This window comes from Curtobacterium sp. SORGH_AS_0776, assembly GCF_031453355.1.
Classification (GTDB): Bacteria; Actinomycetota; Actinomycetes; order Actinomycetales; family Microbacteriaceae; genus Curtobacterium.
Genome location: NZ_JAVIYU010000001.1, coordinates 1,320,203 through 1,342,361 on the forward strand (window position 1 = coordinate 1,320,203; position 22,159 = coordinate 1,342,361).

Sequence of the window (22,159 nt, forward strand, 5' to 3'; positions counted from 1 at the left end):
ACGCGGACGGGGGTCTCGCGTGCGCCGGACGGTCACGGTAGCGTTCGGTGGCCCGCCGGACCCGGCGCGCGGACCGTCGAACGGAGGCTCTCGTGACGTCCTCCGACCAGCCGTTCGACTACCGCTCCGGCGGCGACGAGCACGTCTCCCTCCGGAAGATCCGCACCGGTGGGCCGCAGGCCGGCACGATCGGCCCCCGCCCCGACCACGTCGTCTTCGTGCTCGCCAACGGCCGGGCGACGCTGACCGCCGACGACGGCAGCGAGTGGGACGTCGGGCCCGGACGACCGATGATGCTGTCGGCACCCGTCGCGTACGCGTTCGACACCGACGCGACCGCGATGACGCTCCTGCACGTCGCGCCCGCGATGCTCGGCGACGCCGAGGAGCCGTCGGAGTTCGTGCAACCGGACGCCGCCGACCCCGGCGTCGAGCCCCTGCTGACCCTGCTGCGCGAGGTGACCGACCGCATCCTCGACCCCGACCTCGACGCCACCGAGCGGGCAGCGCTGAACCGGCGGGTGGCCACGGTCGTGCTGTCGACGTTCACCCGGTCCCGCTCCGACGTCGAGCACCGGCTGCGTCGCGCCATCCGCTTCGTGCACGACCACGCGGACGAGGACCTCGAGGTCGCGGACATCGCCGCCGGCGCGGAGCTCAGCGAACGGGGTCTGCAGGACCTGTTCCGCCGCCGCCTCGCCGTGACGCCGATGCGCTACCTCCGCGAGGTCCGTCTCGACCGCGTGCACCTCGAACTCACGTCCCGCCGGGGCGGGGTCGTGACGGTCCGCGACATCGCCCGGCGCTGGCGCTTCGCGCACCTGGGCCGGTTCGCGGCCTCGTACCGGCAGCGGTTCGGTGAGAGTCCGCACCAGACGCTCCGACGGTCGGGCCGATCCGAGGGCTGACCAGCCGGACCCCGTCCAGGAGGCGCGGTGCGGGTCCGACCCGCACCGCGCCTCCTGTGCGTCAGCAGCCCGTCGTCGTCAACGTGACCGTCGCGACCTCGCCGTTCGACACGGTCGCCTCCTGCGGGCAGAGCTCGTTCGCCCGCACGGTCACCTTGCCCAGCGGTACGCCGGCGAAGTCCGCGGTGCCGCCCGGGAACACCCGCTGGTGCTCGGAGAGCTTCCCGGTCTCGGCGGTGAAGACCTTCACCTCGTAGGGGTGGTCCGCGGCGTTGGCCGACACGGTCACGGACAGCTGTCCGGTGGAGTCGTGCGCACCGCAGCCGGTGAGCGTCAGGACCGCGGCGACGCCGAGGACGAGAACACGGGGGCGACACGTCGGAGCACGTCGGCAAGGCTACGCCGCGCCACGGACCCTGGGGACCGCGCACGTCCTCCGTACTGGGGACGGCCGCTGTCCGGTAGGCGCGTTAGCGTTGGTGCATGCACCACGAGCCCGTCGTCACCGACCGACCCGCCACGGACGCCGTCCGGCGGGCAGCGCTCCTCGCCGCGCTGGACGTGGTCGAGGGCGGGCCCGAGGAACGCTTCGAACGGATCACGCGGATCGCGCGCGAAGCGTTCGGCGTCACCGGCTCGTTCCTCAACCTCGCGGGGGAGTCCGAGGTCTTCATCAAGTCGCAGCAGAGCGACACGGTGTTCGGCCCGACCATCCCGCTGCACGACACGTTCTGCGGTCGGACCCTCGCGGTCGACGGTCCCGTCGTGGTCCCCGACGCCCGCGCCGACGTCCGGTACTCGGACATGCCGATGGTCGTCGACGACCCGAACGTGCGGTTCTACGCCGGGGTGCCCCTGCGGGTGGGCGACGACGACGTCAAGGTCGGCACGCTCTGCCTCATCGACCCGGCACCGCGCACGCTCGACGACGACGACCTCGCGCTGCTGCAGGAGCTCGGCGTGTGGGCGGAGCGCGAGCTCGCCGCCGGCGCCGACGAGGACCGTCTCCGCTCGGTGCTCGCCGGACTCGAGCCAGCAGGTGTCGACCTGCCCGGGTACCGCGTCGGCGGCATGTCCAAGCCGCACGGGGTCGTGTCCGGTGACTTCCACGACTGGCACGTCGACGGGGCGTCGCTCTCGGTGACCGTCGCCGACGTCATGGGCAAGGGGATGTCCGCCGGGCTCCTCGCCGCGACCATCCGTGGTGCGCTGCTCGCCCGGGGGACGTCGTCGTCCCGCGATGCCGTGGCGGCGCTCGAGGCCCAGGTCGCCCCGGACCTCGGTCGTGCCGAGTCCTTCGCGACGCTGTTCCACGGCCGCCTGACGACCTCGACCGGGCGGATGGAGTTCACCGACGCGGGGCACGGTCTCGTGCTGCACCTGCACGCGGACGGCACCGAGACCGTGCTGCGCTCGTACGACCTGCCGATCGGGCTGCACCCGGTCGGTGCCGCGCGGGTCACCGGGACGCTCGAGCTGGAGCGCGGGGACGTCCTCATCGTCGTGAGCGACGGGGCACTCGAGCTGTGGGACTCCACGCTCGCGTCCCTCGGTGCGCTCGGGGCGATGTGGCGGGACGCGCCGGAGCTCGACGTGTTCTTCGGGCGGGTGCGGGCGCGTGCGGCGACGCACGACCCGGGGGACGACCTGACGGTGGTGGTCGTCGCGCGCGACTGAGGCGGCGCGGGCGGGGCGGGGGTGCCGAGAGGGCAAAATCTGTCGCGCTCGGCGTCGGCGGGCGGCACTTCGTGCGCCCTCGGCGGACGTGAGCGGCGTGTTGCGCCCGCTCGCGGCGCCGCGCGCGGCGGCCCGGCGCGGGCGCTACGCGCCCAGGCGCTCGATGAGCTCGCGGTAGCGCTCGGCCGTCCGCGCCACGATCGCCTCGGGCAGCACCGGCGGCGTCCCCTGCCGATCCCAGTTCGCGCTGAGCCAGTCCCGCACGATCTGCTTGTCGAACGACTCCGTGCGGTTCCCCGACCGGGCGTCCCAGTAGCGGCTGGAGTCGCTCGTCAGGACCTCGTCGGCGATCCGGATCTGCCCCGACGCATCGCGCCCGAACTCGAACTTCGTGTCCGCGATGACCACCCCGCGGTCGAGCGCGATCGCCGCCGCCTCGGAGTAGACGCGGAGCGAGAGATCCCGCAGCTGCGTCGCGACGTCGGACCCGACGAGGTCGACCGTCTGCTCGAAGGAGATGTTCTCGTCGTGCTCGCCCTGCGGCGCCTTGTACGCCGGCGTGTAGATCGGTTCGGGCAGCTGGTCGCCGTTCGACAGGCCGGCGGGGAGGGGCACGCCGCAGACACTGCCGGACTGCTGGTACTCGGCCCACCCGCTGCCGACGAGGTACCCGCGGACGACGCACTCGACCGGGAACATCTCGAGCGGCATGACGTGCATGGAGCGCGATGCCACCGACGACGGCACCGGGGTCCCGCCGGCGGACGGCGCGATGAGGTGGTTCGGCACGTCAGCCAGCTGGGTGAACCAGAAGCGGGACAGCCGGTTGAGGAGCTCGCCCTTGCCCGGGATCGGCGGCTCGAGCGCGAAGTCGTAGGCGCTCACCCGGTCGGATGCGACGAGGAGCAGCTCGGTGGCGCTCGCGACGTCGGCGGTGCCGGTGGGGACGTAGAGCTCGCGGACCTTGCCGGAGGAGACGTGCTGCCAGCCGTCGAGGACGGGTGCCGGGCTCATCGGGCGACCTTCGCGGCGATGTCGGTGCGGAACTGCGCTCCCGCGAGCGTGATGTCGCCCAGGCCGGCGTAGGCGCGGTCGCGGGCCTCGGCGAAGGAGGACCCGGTGGCGACGACGCTCAGCACCCGCCCGCCGGTCGCGACGAGCTGGTCGTCGAGGACCCCGGTGGCGGCGTGCGCGACGGAGACCCCCTCGCGCGCGTTCGCGGCGTCGATCCCGGTGATCGGCCGACCGGTCTGCGGGTTCTCCGGGTAGCCCTCGCTCGCGAGCACGACCGTCACGGCGGCCTCGTCGCGGAACGACGGCGCCGGGGTGCCCCCGAGCTGCCCGGTGGCCGCGGCGAGCATCAGCCCGCTCAGCGGGGTCGCCAGGCGGGGGAGGACCACCTGGGTCTCCGGGTCGCCGAAGCGCGCGTTGAACTCGATGACCCGGACGCCCTGCTCGGTGACGATGAGCCCGCAGTACAGGAGGCCGACGAACGGCGTGCCCTCGTGCTCGAGCCGACGGACGGTGGGGAGCGCGACCAGGTCGGTGACCTCGTCCACGAAGGCCTGCTCGGACGCCCAGCGGTCGGCGAGCCAGGGCAGCGGCGAGTACGCGCCCATGCCGCCGGTGTTCGGTCCGACGTCGCCGTCGCCCAGTCGCTTGTAGTCCTGTGCGGGGCTGAGCGGCCGGACGTCGTGCCCGTCGCTCAGGAAGAACAGGGAGACCTCTTCGCCGTCGAGGAACTCCTCGACCACGACGTGGCCGTGCTGCAGCCAGTAGGTGGCGTGGTCGATCGCTGCCTGGCGGTCCTCGGTCACGAGGACGCCCTTGCCGGCGGCGAGCCCGTCCGCCTTCACGACGTAGGGGGCCCCGAGCTCGTCGATCGCGGCGACGGCTTCGTCGACGGTGCCGGCGTACACCGGGCGCCCGGTGGGCACGGCCGCCTCGGACATGATCCGCTTCGCGAAGGCCTTGGAGCCCTCGAGCTGCGCGGCGGCCTTGCTCGGACCGAACACCGGGATGCCCCGCGTGCGGACCGGATCGGCGACACCGGCGATGAGCGGCGCCTCGGGCCCGACGACGACGAGTTCGACACCGTTCTCGAGCGCGTACTCGGCGACGAGGGCACCGTTCGTCGGGTCGATCGAGACGGTCTCGACGTCGGCCGCGATGCCGGCGTTGCCACGGCGCTGCGGTGATGACGTGACCGGCCTGCTCCGCGAGGAGGGCCGTGATGATCGCGTGCTCGCGGGCACCGGAACCGAGGACGAGGATTCGCACCCGATCACCCTACCGATCCCGACTCGCCCGTTGCGATGCGACGGCTAGCCTGTGGACATGCCACCCAGGAGGATCGAGGACGCGGAGGGCCGCGCCGCGCTCACCGCCGTGCAGCAGGGGGCCACCGCTCGGCCGACCCTGGCGACCGCGGTGCGGTGGTCGTTGCAGCGCCTCGCGGAGGACGTGCCCGGCAACAGCGTCGAGGTACGGGTCCCGCCGTTCGCGGCGGTCCAGGCCGTCCCCGGCCCCCGGCACACCCGTGGGACGCCGCCGAACGTGGTCGAGACGGACGCGGCGACGTGGCTCGCGCTCGCCACCGGCGAGCTGCGCTGGGACGAGGCCGTCGCGCAGTCGCGCGTCAGCGCGTCCGGGTCACGTGCGGACCTGACGGACTTCCTGCCGGTGCGTCTGGCCGTCTGAGACGGCCGTCGACACGGGACAGCAGACGGCCCCGAAACGGGACAGCAGACGGTCCGGAGCAGCCAGCAGACGGTCGCGTGTGTCGGACGGGAGGAACGGTGCCAGCCCGCCCCGCGCCTCCTGGTCCATACGGACGCAAGTACTTAGACGGCCTCACCGAATTAGGTAGTACCTACTGATGTGACGTCACCGACCCGGCGAATACCGTAGAAGTCGCCGGGATTCGGACCCGACCCGAACGGGTCCGAACCCGGCGACAGGGTCAAAGGTACGCGACATTCCGTACATCCTGTCAACCGTTCCGGCGAGTCGTGCTGCATTCCGCAACGAACCTGCGGCTTCCGGAGGCGCGGTTGCGCCCGGACGACTCGCCGATCAGAGCAGCTCGGCGAGCTCCGTGCGCGCGTGCAGGTCCCACTTCGTGAACACCCGCGACAGATGGGCGTCGATCGTCCGCACGCTGAGGCCGAGTACCTCGGCGATGCGGCGGTTGCTCATGCCCTGTGCGGCGAGCTCGGCGACCTCGTACTCGCGGTTGGTCAGCGGCGGCTTCACCCGTCCGGCCGACACCGCCATCCCGTGCGACGCGAGCACGCCCTGGGCCGCGATGATCCGGGTCCGCTCGTCGGCGCGGATCGCCTCGGCGTACTCGACGATGGCTCCCGCGAGCGGTCCGTCGACCCGGGCGGCGGCGTCGCGCATCCGCTCGAGGGACGCGGCGGAGTCCCGCCCGTTCAGCATGTCGTTCGTGTAGTGCAGCGTCTGCGCGTACATGACGTGCGTCCAGGACCCGCTCGCCGTCCCGCGCTCGATGATGTCGTCCGCGTGCCGCAGGCCCGCCGGGTTGCCGAGGACCGCCTCGGTCCAGGCGATCGTCACCGCGACCTGCTCGCCGATGATCCGCATCGCCCGGAGTGGCGTCGAGCGGGCGCGGTCGAGCGCAGCGGACGCATCCTCGGCGCGGCCGGCGTAGGCGTACGACATCGCGAGCCGTGCCCACGGGTACGCCGCGAAGCCACCGTGGTCCGCCACGTCGTACCGCTCGCAGGCGGCGGAGAACGCGGCGATGGCGTCGTCCCAGCGCCGCTGGCCGAGCGCGAGGTTGCCCTCGCCGATGAGCTCGAGCGTGAAGTCGTACTTCAGGTAGGGGCTGGACCGGCGGACCGGGACCTCGGTGATGAGGTCGGCGATGTCGCCCCGCCAGACCTGCAGCTGGTGCAGCACGGAGACGATCTCGCCGACGCTCCAGGGGGCGTCCTCGAGGTGCTCGACCGCGGTCGCCAGGCAGGCCCGGCCGAACGCCGCCGCCTCGTCCAGCCGCCCTCCGGTCGCGAGGGCCATCACCGCGCACGGCGCCAGGCAGAGGAAGGCGAACGGCACCGTCGCCGCGTGCACGATGCCCGAGCGCTCGAGTTCGGCACGGACCTCGTCGAAGCTGCCGCCCCAGCCGAGGTGGGCGAGTCGGAGCAGCCGGAGCCGTTCGGCGGCGTCGCCGGAGACGAACCGTGCGGCGACGTCGGTCAGGGCCACCGCGGCGAGGACGTCGTCGTCGTGGAACTGCCGGATGTTCGCGAGGGTCTCGCACGCCTCGATCACGGCGTGGTCGTCGACCTCGGTCGGGGCCGAGCACACCACGGCCCAGGCGGCCTCGGCGTCGGCGCGACCGGCCTCGCGACCGGTGCTGTACGAGTGCGCGAGCGACCGCAGGCAGTGCGCGGCGACCCGTTCACTCGGGCTGAGCGTGGTACGCAGGGCCGCCGAGGCGAGGGCGATGCCGCTCTCGTGCTCCTGCAGCCGGACCGCGACCTGGGCGGCATCGAGCAGCTGGTCGACCGGGGGCAGCACGCCGCACTCCAGCGACCACAGCGCGGCACGAAGCCGGGCGGCCGGCGGGGCTCCCTCGGGGCGGTCGGTGCGGAACGCGTTGGCGCGGGCGAACAGCGCCGTGCGCCGGGCGACCGGGACGAGCGCCCGGACGACCTCGCCGACGAGCGGGTGCGACGGACGGACAACCGCGGCGCCGTCGTCGAGCGAGTCGATGCGGACGAGGCCGAGCGCCACCACCCGGTCGACGTCCCCGCCGCTGACGAGCCCGATCAGCCGCGCGAGGGGGATCGGATCCGCGAGGGCGACGATGTCGACCACGTCGCGGAGGTCCTCCGGCAGCGAGCCGAGCTCGGTCCGGTACATGTCGGCGAGACTGTTCGACGCCGTCACCCGGCCCCGCCAGTACCAGCCCGTCGCGGTCTGGTCGAGGGCACCGGAGGCGAGTGCGGACCGGACGACCTCGCGGATGTAGAGCGGGTTGCCGGCGGTGGCGCGGTGCACCCGCTCCGCCGACGCCGTCTCGAGCTGGGCACCGAGCGCCTCGGCGATGAGCGACGAGGTCTCGTGCAGGTCGAGCGGTTCGAGGTCGATGCGCTCCAGCAGGTCGTCCTGCCACAGGGCGCGCAGGGGTTCGGGGAGCGCGGTGAAGTCGCGGCACGTCAGCACGAGACGGGCGCCCTGCTCGCGGACGAGCCATGCCACGTACCGCGCCGAGATCGCGTCGAGGTGGTCGGCGTCGTCGACGCGCAGGAGGACGTCGCGGTCGGTGAGCTCCTCGCTCTCGCGCAGGCGCTGCTCGGCACCGCCGGCACCGACGAGCTCGGCGAGGGACCCGGGAAGCTCCCCGAAGCGCTCGGCCACCGCGCCGAACGGCATCGAGCGGCTGGCGGCGACGGCGGTGATCGGCACGACGAGGGTCCGGCCGGAGGTGTCACGCCCGGAGACGCGGTCGGTGACCCGCACCGCGGCCGAGCTCTTGCCGAGACCGGGAGCACCGACGAGCGCGACGCTCCACCGGTGCTCGGCCACGACCGAGACGGCTCGGTCCTCCTCGCGACGCTGGAGGATCGGCCAGCCGATCCGCGCCGGGATCCGGGAACCACGAGTGGTCCGTTCGCGCATCTGCCGTACCTCCTCCCCGTGGATACCGATCGGTAGGGACCATCCTCTCCCGGATCGACCTGGCCGCACAGACCGGAGCACGTCCCACAGTGGGGGACAATGGGACCGTGAGCAACACCGATCGACCCGACGAACGACCGGCTCCGGCGCCGAACGCCGTCTCCTCCTCCGACGAGGTGACGATCCGTCGCGCCCCGAAGTTCGGCGTCTTCATCGTGGGCGGTGCGGTGCTCGGCTTCATCGCGACGCTCATCGTGGTGTCGCTCACCATGGACATCGACCGCGGGGACACGCAGGAGACCGCGAGCTTCGGCAGCCTGGTGGGGTACTTCAGCCTGTGGGGCGTCACGATCGGCGCCTTCGTCGGCGCGGTCGTCGCCGTCGTCCTGGACCGCGTGTTCTCGCGCCGTGCGGCTCGCCTCACGGCGGAGCGCGTCGAGGTCGAGCTGCCGCCCGAGACGGTGGACGGCGAGATCGAGGACCACGGCGACCAGGCGCGGTAGACGCGACCGGACGAACGGACGGGAGGCGCGGTGCCAGCTGGCACCGTCCCTCCAGGCACGGCCGTCACCCCGCTGGCGCGGTGCGCCGGAACCGGCTGGTGGGGCCCACCTCCCGTCGGTCAGGCCGTCGCGTTCGCGACCCGCGCTCAGCTGAGCTGGTTGGCCTCGACCCAGGACAGGTACTCCGGGCTGACCGTGCCCGTGACGTACTCGCCCGTGAAGCAGCTCATCTCGAGGTCCGTGACGTCGGAGCCCTCGATGATCGCGTCGCGCATGTCGCCGATCTCCTGGTAGATCAGGTGGTCGCTGCCGAGCACCGTGTTGATCTCCGGGATCTTCCGGTCGTGGGCGATGAGCTCCGCGCGGGTCGGCATGTTGATGCCGTACACGTGCGGGTACCGGACAGGCGGCGCGGCGCTCGTGAACGTGACCTCGTTCGCACCGGCGGCGCGGGCCATCTCGACGATCTCGCGGCTCGTGGTGCCGCGCACGATCGAGTCGTCGACGATGAGGATGTTCTTGCCCTTGAACTCGGACGACATCGCGTTGAGCTTCTGGCGCACGGACCGCTTGCGCTCCGCCTGCCCCGGCATGATGAACGTGCGGCCGACGTAGCGGTTCTTGTAGAAGCCCTCGCGGTACTCGATGCCGAGCTTCTGCGCGACCTGCATCGCGGCCGGGCGGCTCGAGTCCGGGATCGGCATGACCACGTCGATGTCACCGGTGGGGGCGTACTGCGCGATCGTGTCCGCCAGGCGGTTGCCCAGCCGGAGGCGGGCGTCGTACACCGAGATGCCGTTCATGACGGAGTCGGGACGGGCGAGGTAGACGTACTCGAACGAGCACGGCACCAGGCGCGGGTTCTTCGCGCACTGACGGGCGTGCATCTGGCCGTTCATCTCGATGAAGACCGCTTCACCGGGGGCGACGTCGCGGACGATCTCGTAGCCGCCGGACTCGAGCACGAGGGACTCGGAGGCGACGACCCACTCCGGCTTGCCGGCCTCGTCGAACTTGTGCCCGAGGATCAGCGGACGGATGCCGAACGGGTCGCGGAACGCCAGCAGCCCGTGCCCGGCGATGGTCGCGATGGCGGCGTAGGAACCCTCGACCCGCTCGTGCACGCGCTCGACGGCGTCGAAGACCTGCCCGGGGTCGAGGTCCTTGCCGCGCACCTGGCCCTGGAGCTCGTGCGCGAGCACGTTCACCAGCAGCTCGGTGTCGGAACTCGTGTTGAGGTGCCGCCGGTCGATGTCGAACAGCTCACGGGTGAGTTCCCGCGTGTTCGTCAGGTTGCCGTTGTGCACGAGGACGATGCCGTAGGGCGCGTTCACGTAGAACGGCTGGGCCTCTTCCTCGTTGCTGGCGGCACCCTTGGTGGCGTACCGGACGTGCCCGAGGCCCATGGTGCCCAGCAGGGCACGCATGTCACGGGTGCGGAAGGACTCCCGCACGTGACCGCGGGTCTTGTGCATGTGGTGGATGTGACCCTCGACCGTGGCGATGCCCGTCGAGTCCTGTCCCCGGTGTTGCAGGAGGAGCAGTGCGTCGTAGATGGATTGGTTGGCGGGGCCCTGTGCAACGAGGCCGACGATGCCGCACATTCGCGGGTGTGCTCCAGACCGTAGAATCGGGGGGTACCGAACAAGTCTGCCATGTCACCGCGAAGGACTCAGCATGCCCAACCCGTACGCCGAAGCCGGAGTGGACACCGCCGCCGGTGACCTGGCCGTCGAACTCATGAAGTCCGCAGTCGCGGCCACCCACACCCCGTCGGTCCTGGGCGGCGTCGGTGGCTTCGCCGGGCTCTACGACGTCTCGTTCCTGAAGGACTTCTCACGGCCGCTGCTCGCGACCTCCACCGACGGCGTCGGGACGAAGGTCGCCATCGCGCAGGCGATCGACAAGCACGACACGATCGGGCAGGACCTCGTCGGCATGGTCGTCGACGACATCGTCGTGGTCGGCGCCAAGCCGCTCTTCATGACGGACTACATCGCCTGCGGCCGGGTCGTCCCGGGGCGCATCGCGGACATCGTCGCCGGCATCGCCCGCGGCTGCTCGGAGACCGGCACCGCGCTGGTCGGGGGCGAGACGGCGGAGCACCCCGGGCTGCTCGGGCCGGACGACTACGACGTGGCCGGTGCCGCGGTCGGCGCGGTCGAGGCCGGGTCGCAGCTCGGCGCGCACCTCGTGCAGGACGGCGACGTCGTCGTGGCGATCGAGTCCTCCGGGCTGCACTCCAACGGGTACTCGCTCGTGCGGCACATCCTGTCGTCGCGCGGCGTCGGGTACACGGACTCGTTGCCGGAGCTCGGCGGCCTCGTCGGGGAAGCCCTGCTCGAGCCGACGCGCCTCTACACGACGCCGCTGCTGTCGCTCATCGAGCAGCACCCGGGCGCCGTGCACTCGCTGTCGCACGTCACGGGCGGTGGCATCGCGGCGAACCTGGCGCGCGTGCTGCCCGTCGGGTCCTGGGTCGAGGTCGATCGCTCGACGTGGGAGCCGCTCCCCGTCTTCCGTGTGCTCGCGTCGATGGCGGGCACTCCCATCGAGGACACCGAGGGCACCTGGAACCTCGGCATCGGCATGTTCGCGGTGGTCTCGGCCGCTGCGGCGTCGGACGTCATCGCGTCGCTCGGGGCTGCCGGGCTGCCGTCGTGGGCGGTCGGGACGATCTCGACCTCGGCGCGTGACCTGACTGGGTTCGAGCAGGGCGCGAAGGGCGTCGACGGCGGCGCGGTGCGGCTCGTGGGGGCGTACGCGGGCTGAGCGCGGGCGCCCGGGGCCGCGCGGGGCCGCGGGCTCGAGGTCGCACGAACTGCCGTCCGGACTCCTTCTGGGCGGCAGTTCGTGCGACCGGGGCGCAACGGGCGCGGCGGGTCGTGCGACCTCGGCTTCGTCGTTCGTTGCGTGCGGGGGTCGTTGCGGGCGCGCGGGTGCGACATCGTCGCTGTCGTACGACGTCGGCTTCGTCGTTCGTTGCGCGCGCCGGTCGTTGCGGGCGCGCGGGTGCGACATCGTCGCTGTCGTGCGACGTCGAGGATGTCGTTCCGAGTCCGCGGGGCCCCGGCCGACGTCAGACGCGGGCAGCACCGGGCGGCAGGCACGACGAAACGCCGCGCTGCCCCGGAGGGTGCGCGGCGTCGTCATCGAGCCTGGGTCAGGCGGACTTGTTCTGGTCCTGCTGCGGTTCGAACTCGTCGTCTTCTTCGAGCTGGTCATCACCGTATTGGTCTGCCCAGCGGTCGACGTAGGAGTTCTCGTCCGAGTGTTGCCCGGCGGAGAGCTCTCGTTCGAGCGCACCGTAGTTCGTCTCCGGGCTGAAGTACTTCAGTTCCCGGGCGACCTTGGTGTGCTTCGCCTTCTGACGGCCGCGCCCCATGCGTGACCCCCTCGTGATCGGCTCTGGTCCGGTCCTGGCGGGAGAGGAGTCACCCGGGGAACCGAACGGTTTCGTGGTTTGAAATCTGCCGATCACTCTACCATGTACCCCGATCTGGACGTCGCCGCGACGGCCCCGCCCACAGCAGAATCGAAGTGATGACAGACGACGCGCAGGCCCCGGCCGACCAGCACGCCCGGGTCGTGGTGATCGGCGCGGGTCAGGCCGGCCTCTCGGTGGGATACCACCTCCGCCGGCTCGGCCTGACGCCGGGGAGCGATCTGGTGCTGCTCGACCGGGCGCCGAGCACGGGTGGAGCCTGGCAGTTCCGGTGGGAGGCCCTCCGCCTCGGAGCCGCGCACCGCGTGCACGACCTGCCCGGGATGAACGCTATGGGCCTCCGGTTCGACGACGCCGACCGGTCGCGACCGGCGCGGGACGTCGTCGGCGAGTACTACCGGCGCTTCGAGCAGCACTACGACCTGCGGGTCCGCCGTCCGGTCTCGGTGTCGTCCGTGTCGCGCATCGGGGACAGCCCCGGAGCGTCCGGAGGCCTGTGCGTCACCGTCCGGACCGCCGACGGGCGCACGAGCCGGATCGGCGCCGAGGTCGTCGTGAACGCCTCCGGGACGTGGGGCACGCCGTTCGTCCCGTGGTACCCAGGTCGGGATGCCTTCGGCGGTCGGCAGCTGGACACGACGGAGTACCGGAGCGCGGCGGAGTTCGCCGGTCAGGACGTGGTGGTCGTCGGCGGTGGCACCAGCGCGATCGGGTTCCTGCTCGAGCTCGACGGCGTCGCCGAGCGGACCCGGTGGTTCACCCGGCGGCCCATGGTGTGGTCGGAGTCGGCGGCGCTCGACCTCGAGTCCGCGGTGGCGGCGGTCGACGAGCAGGACCGGGCCGCCCGGGCGGGGGAGACCCTGCCGAGCATCGTCTCCGGCACCGGTGTCCCCGTGTCGCGACGGATCCGTGCCGGACTCGAGCGGGGTGTGCTGCAGGACTCGCCGATGTTCACCCGGCTCGACGAGACCGGCGTGGTCACGGCCGAGGGCGAGCACGTGCACGCCGACGCCGTGATCTGGGCGACCGGGTTCCGTGCGGACCTGCGGCACCTCGCGCCGCTGCACCTGCGGACCGCGGCCGGGGGCATCGTGGTCGAGGACGGTCGGTCGGTGGACGAGCCGCGGTTGTTCCTCGCGGGGTACGGGCCGCAGGCGTCGACCATCGGGGCGAACCGTGCCGGGCGGCGGATCGCCCGGCAGGTGATGGACGTGCTCGCGGATGACGATGCGGGCTCGGCGCCGGCGGTCGGGTCCGACTGACCTCGCGCACTGGCGCGGGCGTCAGGCGGGCAGGGGCTCCTCGACGCCACGACGCCGGCGGGAGGCCAGCAGGAACACCGCGTCGAGCGAGAACCGCCCCGGCCCGGTCAGCGCCACCGCGAGGGACGCCACCGCGAGCACGAGGACGTACTCGAACCCGCCGTCCTGCGAGTAGAACCCCGCGGACGCGTGCGCGAGCAGGCCGGCCACGACCATGTCGACCGCGAGCAGCACGCCCACGATCCGGGTCGCGACGCCGAGCACGAGGAACACCCCGCCGACGAGTTCGAGCCCGGCGACGAGGGGTGCCGCGACCTCGGCGAGGGGGACGCCCATGCCGGAGAAGCCCTGCGACACGGAGCCGATCCCCTGCGCGAACTTCTGGGCGCCGTGGGCGATGAACACCACGCCGAGGACGATGCGGAGCGCGGTCAGGCCGATGGAGGTCGATGTCGTTCGCATGCCGTCGAAGCTAACCGGTGACGCGTCATCATCCACCCCCGTCCGGGGGACTTCCCGGACATCACCAGAACATGCCCAGGCACGGGTCCGCAGAAGCGCGGACCCGCGTTCAGGAATCGGCGCCGCGTCCGGTCTGCTGCTGCAGGCGGTCGATGTGCTCCGAGGCCTCGGCCTTGGTGAGGTCGGCGGGGAGTTCCTCGCCGGCCTCGCGGGCGAGCGTGTCGAGGTAGCTGCGCTGCGGCCCGGTCATGGGCTCGTCACCGGTGACCCACTGCTCGGGGTCCTTGCTGGCGTCGGTGCTGGGGTCGGGGCGGGCGCCGCCGAGGGTCTCGGGCTGGTCGGTGCGGTCGTCGATCGGGTCTGCGTCACTCATGGCGTGGACGCTACGCCGCACCCCCGACCGGAACGCCCACCGTGGCGTCCCCCGGACACACGGCGCCCCCGCCCGTGGCAGCGCCCCCGCCCGTGGCAGCACCCACGCCCGCGGCAGCACCCACGCCCGCGGCAGCACCCACGCCCGCGGCAGCGCCCACGCCCCGCGGCAGCACCCACGGTCAGTCCGCGACCGCGGTGTACCGCACCAGGTCCGGGCCGACCGAGCTCACCGCGATCGGGACCGACCGGTCCTCGCGGCGGATCCAGATCGTCGCGGCACGCTCGTCGATCCGCTCGACCTCGTGCAGGGTGCCGTCGATCAGGACGGCAGCGCGGACCAGGACGTGCCCGGTGCCCGAGCGCGGCGGCAGCCCCACGACGTCGTCGCCGAAGGCCGGGTACCGACCGGGCGACAGGAACGGCGACACCGGGGTGGTCACGATCTCGAGGCCCTCGTCGACCGCGCGCACCGCCACGAGCCGCACCGCCTGGTCGGTGGGGAGCGGCACGTCGACGACCGGGGCGTCCGCGGAACCCGCCAGTGCGCGGAAGGCGGGCCGACCGTCGGGGGCGAGCCGCGCCTCCAGGCCGTCGATCCGGACCCGACCGCGACCGCGTGAATCCGCGTACGTGCCGGGCTCGATGCCGGACCGACGCGCCTCGATCCGGGAGACCACCACGCGGTCCGGGCGGTACCAGTCGCGGAGCGTTGTCGGGTCGACCCAGCCGATGCGGTGCGTCGAGTCCTCGGCCGCCCGTTCGTCGAGCGCGCCGAGGGGGTGCGGGCCGCGGACGGCGACGAGTCCCTCGTGCGGGCCGCCGGGCGTCGGCTCGTGGTCGAGCACCTCGACGCGCTTCGAGACCTTGCCGCCGTGCCCGTCGAACGTGGCGAACGTGCGCAGGTCGGAGATCGTCATGACGACAGATGCTACGACGAGCGACCGTCGCCGCGTGGAGGCGACGGGACGAGGACGTGCATCTCACCGGTGCACTGGGTCGGGTCGACGCCCTCGGCGGGACCGGCCGGACGGGTCGCGCGGCGCGGCTGCAGGCTGTTCCGCTGGGCCGACCGGAGCAGACGGTCGTCCTCGGCGTCGTGCTGGACGACGCCGTGCGGGGAGCGGCGGAGTGCGGGGCGGATCGGCTCGCCGCGACGCTCCTGGCCGGGGAGCGGGCGGGATCGCCGGCCGTACAGGAGCTCGGAGGAGTCGAGCAGCCAGGGCACGAGCGCGACGGTCACGCCGTGCACGAGCAGCAGCTTCTTCCGGATGCGGCGACCGCGGTGGTTGTGGAGGAAGGTCTCCCACCAGTGCCCGACGATGAAGACCGGCGTGTAGACGGTCACGACCTCGGAGCCGTGCTCCATCCGGTGCGCCTTGATGTACTTGATGAGCGGCATCGAGATGTCGCGGTAGGGGCTCGGCACGATGGTCAGGGGGACCTCGATGCCGTACTCCTCCCACTGTGCCCTGAGCCGGGCCGCATCGGCGTCGTCGATCGCGACGTGCAGGGCCTCGAAGCTCGCGTGCTTCGCGGCGATCGCGTAGTCGAGGGCCTTGAGCACGGGCTTCTGCAACTTGTTCACCAGGACGATCGCGTGGTCGCCGGTCGCGCCGAACCGGGTCTCCTCGTCGGCCTCGATCTCGTGCGAGACATCGCGGTAGTACCGGTTCACGCCGAGCATGAGCACGAACAGGATCGGCATGATCAGGAACACGAGCCAGGCGCCGTGCGTGAACTTCGTGATCGTGACGATGACGAGGACGACGAACGTGAAGGTGGCGCCGGTGGCGTTGATGGCACGGGAGCGCATGACCTGCCCACGGTTGACCGGACCATCCGCGGTGCCCGCCCGGTCCGCCCGCAGCAACCGCGTCCAGTGCACGATCATCCCGGTCTGCCCGAGCGTGAACGACACGAACACACCGATGATGTAGAGCTGGATGAGGCTCGTGACGTTCGCCCGGTACACGATCAGCAACGCCGCCGCGACGAGGGCGAGCACGATCACGCCGTTCGAGTAGATGAGCCGGTCGCCGCGGGTCGACAGGGCCTTCGGGGCGTACGAGTCGCGCGCGAGGATCGACCCCAGCAGCGGGAACCCGTTGAACGCCGTGTTGGCGGCGAGCAGCAGCACCGCCGCGGTGGTCGCCTGGATCACGAAGAAGAGGACCGTGTTGTCGCCGAACGTCGCGGCAGCGATCTGCGCGATCAGGGAACGCTGCGGCGTCGTGGCGCACTGCGCGAAGCCCTGCAGGTCGCACGCGCTCTCGGCGTAGTGCACGCGGGAGATGAGGGCGAGCGTGATGAGACCGACGAACAGCACGATCGCGATCGACCCCATGAACACGAGGGTCATCTGCGCGTTCTTGATCTTCGGGCGGCGGAACGCCTGCACGCCGTTCGCGATCGCCTCGACACCGGTCAGCGCCGAACAGCCGGACGCGAACGCGCGGAGGAGCAGCAGGATGAACGCCGCCTGCGTCGTGTGCTCGACGTTCTGCACCGTGTACGCGGCAGACTCGGCGACCGGGGCGTTGCCCAGTGCTGCCCGGGCGAGCCCGACGACGACCATCACGAACACGCTCGCCACGAACAGGTAGGTCGGCACGGCGAAGGCCTTGCTCGACTCGCGGACGCCCCGGAGGTTCGCGGCGGCGAGGAGCACGACGAACACCAGGGCCAGTTCGACCCGGAACTCGTTGAGGAACGGGAGCGCGGAGATGATGTTGTCCACGCCGGACGCGACCGAGACCGCCACCGTCATGACGTAGTCGACGAGCAGTGCGGAGGCCACGACGAGCCCCGCCTTCTCGCCGAGGTTCCGGTGCGCCACCTCGTAGTCGCCGCCGCCGGACGGGTACGCCTTGATGAGCTGTCGGTAGGACGCGACGACCACGACGAGCAGCAGCACGACGAGGGCGGCGACCCACGGGGCGAACGTCAGGAACGCCATCCCGCCGAGCAGCAGGATCATGAGGAGTTCCTGCGGCGCGTACGCCACGGAGGACAGCGGGTCACTCGCGAAGATCGGCAGTGCCAGGTGCTTCGGGAGGAGCTGTCCCTCGAGCTTCTCGGAGGGGAGGGGATCCCCGATCAGTCGCGCTTTCAACGACCGGATCTCGTTCGTCACGAGCGGCAAACCTACTCATTTCCGGGCGCGAGTCAACACGGCCGACCCCGGTGGTATTCCCCGTCCGTGCCGGTTCGGGTCGGGCGCACCCCGGAAACCCCTTGCAGTTGACGCAGCGTCAACCTCTACCGTGGCCTGCATGAGGGATTCGACAGACACGGCAGCCGCAGCTGCGAAAGCACCGCACGGCATCGCCGACGTGGCGCGTTCCGCCGGTGTGTCGAGCCGCACGCTCCGGCACTACGACGCGATCGGCCTGCTGCCGGCGACCGCGGTCGGCGAGGGCGGGCTCCGACGCTACGACGACCGCGCGCTGGTCCGGCTGCAACGGATCCTCCTGCTGCGCGGGCTCGGACTCGGGCTGGCCGACGTCGGCCGGGTCCTCGACGGCGAGCAGGACGACGTCGCGGCCCTCACGGCGCACGTCGCGTGGCTCGAACGCGAGCGCGACCGGCTCGCGCGGCAGCTCGCGGCCGTGCGGACCACCATCACGAGGCTGGAGGAAGGACAGGACATGAACGCCACCGACACGTTCGACGGGTTCGACCAGACGCGCTTCCGGCAGGAGGTCGAGGAGCGCTGGGGGCCCGCGGCCTGGGACCGAGGCGCACGCTGGTGGGAGTCGAAGGACGCCGCCGCGAAGGAGGCCTTCCAGGCAGAACAGCGGGCGATCGCGCAGGACGCCGCAGCGCTCGCCGCGTCGGGCGCGGGTCCGGCGTCGGAGGCCGGCACGGCACTCGCGCGGCGTCAGTTCGCCTGGCTCGCCGAGGCGACGCCCCCGGCCGAGCTCACCGCCGACCGGTTCCGCACGCTCGGTGACATGTACGTGCAGGACGAACGGTTCACGCACGCCTTCGAGTGGGCAGGCGCGGGTGCCGCCCGCGCCCTGCGGGACGCGATGCACGCCCTGGCCGACCGCGGTCTGTGACGGACGACCCGCGCCTCCTGGCGGGCTGCCTGGAGGCGCGGGTCGTCACCGTCTGTCGGCCGCCGGTCGTCAGAGGGACTTGCGCAGCGCCTCCAGGCCGTCGCGCAGACGCGTGACCGTGTCCGCACCGAGCGTGCCGCGGGTCGCCCGACGGCGGAGGTCCGCGCGGACCTGCTGCCGGAACGACGACAGGACCATCTCGATCTCGCGCAGGGCGCGGGCGCCCTCGGACGGGACGTCCACGGGCTCGTCGGCGGTCCGGCCGCGCGGTGCCTGCGCGCTCGCCGCGAGGTCGGCACGGAGCGACCGCATCGCCTCGCCCACCGAGGCGCGGACGCCGTCGGCCAGGGACTTCACCGAGTCGTTGACGCCGTTCTCGACCGCGGCGATCTCGTCGGCACGGGCGTCGAGCTCGGCACGGCCCGCGTCGGTGATGGCGTAGACCGTCTTCCGGCCGTCCGCGGACTTCGTGACGAGCCCCTCTTCCTCGAGCTTGGCGAGCCGCGGGTACACGGTGCCGGCGCTCGGGACGTAGGTGCCGCCGAAGCGGTCGCCGAGGGCCTGGATGACCTCGTACCCGTGCATCGGGTGGTCGGCCAGCAGCACGAGCAGGTAGAGGCGCAGGTGGCCGTGCGCGAAGACGGGGCTCATTCGGGCGCCTCGCCGTCGTTCACCGGGGCCGCGGGCGTGGTCGGCGCAGCCGGCGCGGTCGGTTCCGCGACCGGTGGGGCGTGCAGCACCGCGATGTCGCCGGACACCGAGTTCACCTTGAGGTCGAGCCACTGCCCGGACAGCTCGCCGCCCTGCTTGACGTAGGAACCCCGCACGCCGCGAATCTCCGAGTCGTCGAACTGCAGCTTGCCCGAGGCGGTGCTGACGGTGCACTGGTAGGGCACGCCGTCCTCGAGTCGGACGCTCACCGCACCGGACACCGTGTTGACGCGGGCCTGGTCGGGGGTGCCGTGCAGGTCGAGCACCACGTCGGCGCTCACCCCGTCGGCCGAGAACCGCGGGATCGCCCCGGTCGCCACGACGTCGCCGGAGACGGTGTGCACCGTCAGGGCGCCGTCGAGCTCGCGGATGGTCGTCGTGCCGGACACCGCGTTCACGGTGACGTCACCCGCGACGTCGTCGACGACGAGGTCGCCGGACACCGTGTTGAGCGTGGCGCCGCGGTTCGTGCCGGACAGCAGGGCCCCGGCCGAGACGACGCCGAGGGTGACGATGGCGTCGCGGGGCACGAGGACGCTGACGTCGGCGTGGGCCTTGCCGCGGAACGACTTCAGGAAGCCGATCGGGTCGTCCCACCGGACCTGCGGGTGGTCGATCGTGAGCGTGTCGCCGTCGAGCTCGATCTTCATCGGCTTGCCGGACACGCTGTGCACCTCGACGCGGGCGGTCGGCTCGTCGTGCGCGACGACGTCCACCTGTCCTCCGGCGAGGCCCACGCGCAAGCGGCGGACGATCCCGGTGTCGATCACCTTCGGCTCCTCGACGAGCCACTTCTCCTGGGCCATGTTGCCTCCTCGAACTCGCGATGTATCGCGTCTGTGGCAGACACGTTATATCGCGACATGGACGCACGCAAGGGCTCTAGGCGACCTCCGAGGCGGCGGCGACCCGCGCCTCCTGGACCGGTGTGGTGGCACGCGTCCGTTCCGGGCTCCACGGGAACCGGCGGAAGACCGGCATGAGCGGCTGCACCATCGGGCCGATCGCGAACGCCGCGACCACGGTGCCGGCTCCGACGTCGCCGCCGAGGAACCAGCCGACGATCACGACCGAGACCTCGATGACGGTCCGCGCCACCCACACCGGCCAGCCGAGGCGCTCGTGCAGGCCGACCATCAGGCCGTCACGAGCGCCCGTGCCGAAGCCGGCGCCGATGTAGAACGCGGTGGCGACCGCCAGGAGCACCAGCCCGGCGACGAACAGGAGGACCCGGCCGACGAGTTCCGACGGCGTCGGGACGAGCCAGAGCACGAGGTCGGCGCTCGGTCCGATCGCCAGGGCGTTGAGCAGCGTCCCGATGCCCGGCTTCTGGCGGAGCGGGATCCAGAACAGCAGGATGACGCCGCTCGACACCACGGTGATGACGCCGAAGGACCACGGCACCACGTTCTCGAGCCCCTCCGTGAGGACCGTCCACGACGAGACCCCGACGACCGCACGCACCTGCAGCGCCGTCGAGGCGCCGTAGAGGAACAGGCCCACGAAGAGCTGGACGAAGCGGAGCGTGAGGGCGGTGGAGCGGGTCATGGCTTGATCGTCGTGGAGATTGGACTGCGGGTCGAGAGCCAATTCCGCTACCGTGGATCCATGACCCCGGTCCTGCTCAGTGCCCGATCCGCAGCACTCCTCCTCACCGACTGGCGCGCCGGTACCGACGCCCCCGCGTACGAGGCGCTGTCCGACGCGCTGCGCGTGCTCGTCATCGACGGCCGGATCCCGCAGGGCGTGCGGCTGCCCGCCGAGCGGGGGCTCGCCACCGCGCTGGGCGTCTCGCGCACCACGGTCGCGAACGCGTACTCGAGGCTCCGGTCCGACGGGTTCGTGGTGTCGCTCCGGGGGTCCGGCAGCGTGGTCCGGCTCCCGGCCGGGCTGATCGGCCGACCGGACCCGGAACGGCTCGGCGGCGTCGTCGACGACGACCTGCTCGACCTCCGCAAGGCCGCACTGCACGCGGCTCCCGGGATCGCCGAGGCGGTCGAGCGCGCGGTGCGGCACGTGCCCGCGGCGCTCGCCGGCATCGGGTACGACACCGTCGGGGACCCCGGGCTGCGCGCGGCGATCGCCGAGCGGTACACCGAACGCGGCCTGCCCACCGACCCGTCCCAGGTCGTCGTGACGATCGGGGCGCAGCACGCGATCGCCCTGCTCGCCCGGGTGCTCGTCCGCCGGGGCGACGCCGTCCTCGTCGAGTCCCCGACCTACCCGCACGCGCACGAGGCCTTCCGCGAGGTCGGCGGTCGACTCGTCGGCGTGCCCGTCGACGCGCGGACCGGGTGGGACGCCACGGCGCTCGAGACCACGATGCGCCGCACGGCGCCGGCGGTCGCGTACGTCATGCCCGAGTTGCACAACCCGACCGGAGCGACGATGTCCGCGTCCACCCGGGAGCTCCTGCTGTCCGTCGCTGCGTCGACCGGGACGACCGTCATCGCGGACGAGACCATGGGCGAGCTGCGGATCGAGGGCTCGCCGTCCCTGCCACTGGCAGCGGCCGACCCGTCCGGGGCATCGGTCGTGATGATCGGGTCGGCCGACAAGGTGTTCTGGGGCGGCCTGCGGATCGGTTGGATCCGCGCCGCACCGGCGCTCCTGCAACGGCTGCTCCTCGCCCGTCCGACGGGCGACCTCGGCACGCCCGTGCTCGACCAGTTGGTCGCGCGGGAGCTCGTCCCGCGGACGGCGGCGGTCCTGGAGGCGCGGCGCGAGTACCTGCGCCAGGGTCGCGACGACGTCGTGGGTGCGTTGCGCGCGCGGCTCCCGGAGTGGGACGTGCCGTCGCCGGCGGGCGGGTTGACGACGTGGGTCGGGCTCGGGCGCCCGGTGTCGAGCGCGCTGGTGCTCGCCGCACGCGCCGAGGGCGTCGTGCTCGCGTCCGGCGGGGTCTTCGGCCCGGACGGTGGGTTCGAGCGGTTCCTGCGGGTGCCGTTCACGATGTCCCCGGCCGACCGGGTGCGGCTCGTCGACGTGCTCGAACGGTCGTGGGCGCGGATCGGCGGAGACGCCGCCGGCGTGCGGGGGTCGCTCGCCGCGGTGGTGTGACGCGCCCTCCTCGCTCGGCAGTGTCATCCTCCGGGGTGACGCTCCT

At 72.3% G+C, this 22,159-nt stretch carries 20 protein-coding genes and 1 pseudogene; 8 read left to right on the forward strand and 13 right to left on the reverse strand.

Annotation, left to right across the window (positions count from 1 at the left end):
- Nucleotides 1-92 precede the first annotated feature (92 nt).
- Nucleotides 93-908 (forward strand): AraC family transcriptional regulator, encoded by an 816-nt coding sequence (locus tag QE359_RS06680; RefSeq protein WP_070417011.1) that lies wholly within the window; start codon nt 93-95, stop codon nt 906-908.
- Between the two features lie 61 nt (nt 909-969).
- On the opposite strand, the gene QE359_RS06685 is transcribed toward QE359_RS06680, so the two are convergent.
- Nucleotides 970-1,197: a hypothetical protein gene (locus QE359_RS06685; RefSeq protein ID WP_309778408.1), complete on the reverse strand. Its 228-nt coding sequence runs from the start codon at nt 1,195-1,197 to the stop codon at nt 970-972.
- 194 nt (nt 1,198-1,391) lie between these two features.
- On the opposite strand from QE359_RS06685, the gene QE359_RS06690 reads away from it, so the two are divergent.
- Nucleotides 1,392-2,585: a GAF domain-containing SpoIIE family protein phosphatase gene (locus tag QE359_RS06690; RefSeq protein WP_071294472.1), complete on the forward strand. Its 1,194-nt coding sequence runs from the start codon at nt 1,392-1,394 to the stop codon at nt 2,583-2,585.
- A gap of 144 nt (nt 2,586-2,729) precedes the next feature.
- On the opposite strand, the gene QE359_RS06695 is transcribed toward QE359_RS06690, so the two are convergent.
- Nucleotides 2,730-3,599 carry a phosphoribosylaminoimidazolesuccinocarboxamide synthase gene (locus tag QE359_RS06695; protein ID WP_309778411.1) on the reverse strand — a complete coding sequence of 290 codons (870 nt, stop codon included), beginning with the start codon at nt 3,597-3,599 and terminating at the stop codon, nt 2,730-2,732.
- Nucleotides 3,596-4,865 (reverse strand): annotated as a pseudogene (gene purD, locus QE359_RS06700) (phosphoribosylamine--glycine ligase). The gene QE359_RS06695 and the pseudogene purD overlap by 4 nt, the downstream one beginning before the upstream one ends.
- Before the next feature lie 57 nt (nt 4,866-4,922).
- Between purD and QE359_RS06705 the strand changes: the two are divergent.
- Nucleotides 4,923-5,285: a sterol carrier family protein gene (locus QE359_RS06705; protein ID WP_071294508.1), complete on the forward strand. Its 363-nt coding sequence runs from the start codon at nt 4,923-4,925 to the stop codon at nt 5,283-5,285.
- Nucleotides 5,286-5,660: 375 nt separating this feature from the next.
- Here the strand turns inward: QE359_RS06705 and QE359_RS06710 are convergent, their stop codons facing one another.
- Entirely contained in the window at nt 5,661-8,234 is a 2,574-nt protein-coding gene (locus QE359_RS06710) for a LuxR C-terminal-related transcriptional regulator (protein ID WP_309778416.1), read from the reverse strand.
- 107 nt (nt 8,235-8,341) lie between these two features.
- On the opposite strand from QE359_RS06710, the gene QE359_RS06715 reads away from it, so the two are divergent.
- Complete coding sequence (locus QE359_RS06715) at nt 8,342-8,737, forward strand: hypothetical protein (protein WP_083295078.1); 396 nt, start codon at nt 8,342-8,344, stop codon at nt 8,735-8,737.
- Nucleotides 8,738-8,883: 146 nt separating this feature from the next.
- Here the strand turns inward: QE359_RS06715 and purF are convergent, their stop codons facing one another.
- On the reverse strand, nt 8,884-10,341 hold the full coding sequence (gene purF, locus QE359_RS06720; RefSeq protein ID WP_309778419.1) for an amidophosphoribosyltransferase: 1,458 nt from the start codon (nt 10,339-10,341) through the stop codon (nt 8,884-8,886).
- 73 nt (nt 10,342-10,414) lie between these two features.
- Between purF and purM the strand changes: the two genes are divergently transcribed.
- Nucleotides 10,415-11,509, forward strand: coding sequence for a phosphoribosylformylglycinamidine cyclo-ligase (gene purM / locus QE359_RS06725; protein ID WP_309778421.1), 1,095 nt, complete (start codon nt 10,415-10,417; stop codon nt 11,507-11,509).
- A gap of 391 nt (nt 11,510-11,900) precedes the next feature.
- Here purM and QE359_RS06730 read toward each other — a convergent pair whose 3' ends face one another.
- Nucleotides 11,901-12,122, reverse strand: coding sequence for a DUF3073 domain-containing protein (locus QE359_RS06730; RefSeq protein WP_070417000.1), 222 nt, complete (start codon nt 12,120-12,122; stop codon nt 11,901-11,903).
- Nucleotides 12,123-12,280: 158 nt separating this feature from the next.
- On the opposite strand from QE359_RS06730, the gene QE359_RS06735 reads away from it, so the two are divergent.
- Nucleotides 12,281-13,444 (forward strand): NAD(P)-binding domain-containing protein, encoded by a 1,164-nt coding sequence (locus tag QE359_RS06735; protein WP_309778424.1) that lies wholly within the window; start codon nt 12,281-12,283, stop codon nt 13,442-13,444.
- Between the two features lie 21 nt (nt 13,445-13,465).
- Here the strand turns inward: QE359_RS06735 and QE359_RS06740 are convergent, their stop codons facing one another.
- The 4 genes from QE359_RS06740 to QE359_RS06755 form a co-directional block, all read right to left on the reverse strand.
- Nucleotides 13,466-13,906: a DoxX family protein gene (locus tag QE359_RS06740; RefSeq protein WP_092384570.1), complete on the reverse strand. Its 441-nt coding sequence runs from the start codon at nt 13,904-13,906 to the stop codon at nt 13,466-13,468.
- Nucleotides 13,907-14,015: 109 nt separating this feature from the next.
- Nucleotides 14,016-14,279, reverse strand: coding sequence for a DUF3072 domain-containing protein (locus QE359_RS06745; protein WP_070416997.1), 264 nt, complete (start codon nt 14,277-14,279; stop codon nt 14,016-14,018).
- A gap of 181 nt (nt 14,280-14,460) precedes the next feature.
- A complete protein-coding gene (locus tag QE359_RS06750; protein ID WP_309778428.1) occupies nt 14,461-15,198 on the reverse strand; it encodes a hypothetical protein in 738 nt (245 codons plus the stop codon).
- An 11-nt stretch (nt 15,199-15,209) separates the two neighbouring features.
- Nucleotides 15,210-17,423, reverse strand: a complete 2,214-nt coding sequence (locus QE359_RS06755; protein ID WP_309778430.1) for an APC family permease — start codon at nt 17,421-17,423, stop codon at nt 15,210-15,212.
- A 130-nt stretch (nt 17,424-17,553) separates the two neighbouring features.
- Between QE359_RS06755 and QE359_RS06760 the strand changes: the two genes are divergently transcribed.
- On the forward strand, nt 17,554-18,342 hold the full coding sequence (locus QE359_RS06760) for a MerR family transcriptional regulator (RefSeq protein ID WP_309778432.1): 789 nt from the start codon (nt 17,554-17,556) through the stop codon (nt 18,340-18,342).
- A 69-nt stretch (nt 18,343-18,411) separates the two neighbouring features.
- Here QE359_RS06760 and QE359_RS06765 read toward each other — a convergent pair whose 3' ends face one another.
- The 3 genes from QE359_RS06765 to QE359_RS06775 form a co-directional block, all read right to left on the reverse strand.
- Nucleotides 18,412-18,993, reverse strand: coding sequence for a PadR family transcriptional regulator (locus QE359_RS06765; RefSeq protein WP_309778434.1), 582 nt, complete (start codon nt 18,991-18,993; stop codon nt 18,412-18,414).
- Nucleotides 18,990-19,859: a DUF4097 family beta strand repeat-containing protein gene (locus QE359_RS06770; protein ID WP_309778435.1), complete on the reverse strand. Its 870-nt coding sequence runs from the start codon at nt 19,857-19,859 to the stop codon at nt 18,990-18,992. Before QE359_RS06770 ends, QE359_RS06765 begins: the two co-directional genes overlap by 4 nt.
- Before the next feature lie 76 nt (nt 19,860-19,935).
- Nucleotides 19,936-20,601, reverse strand: coding sequence for a hypothetical protein (locus tag QE359_RS06775; RefSeq protein WP_309778437.1), 666 nt, complete (start codon nt 20,599-20,601; stop codon nt 19,936-19,938).
- Between the two features lie 60 nt (nt 20,602-20,661).
- On the opposite strand from QE359_RS06775, the gene QE359_RS06780 reads away from it, so the two are divergent.
- Nucleotides 20,662-22,113 carry a PLP-dependent aminotransferase family protein gene (locus QE359_RS06780; protein WP_092384556.1) on the forward strand — a complete coding sequence of 484 codons (1,452 nt, stop codon included), beginning with the start codon at nt 20,662-20,664 and terminating at the stop codon, nt 22,111-22,113.
- Nucleotides 22,114-22,159: the final 46 nt, after the last annotated feature.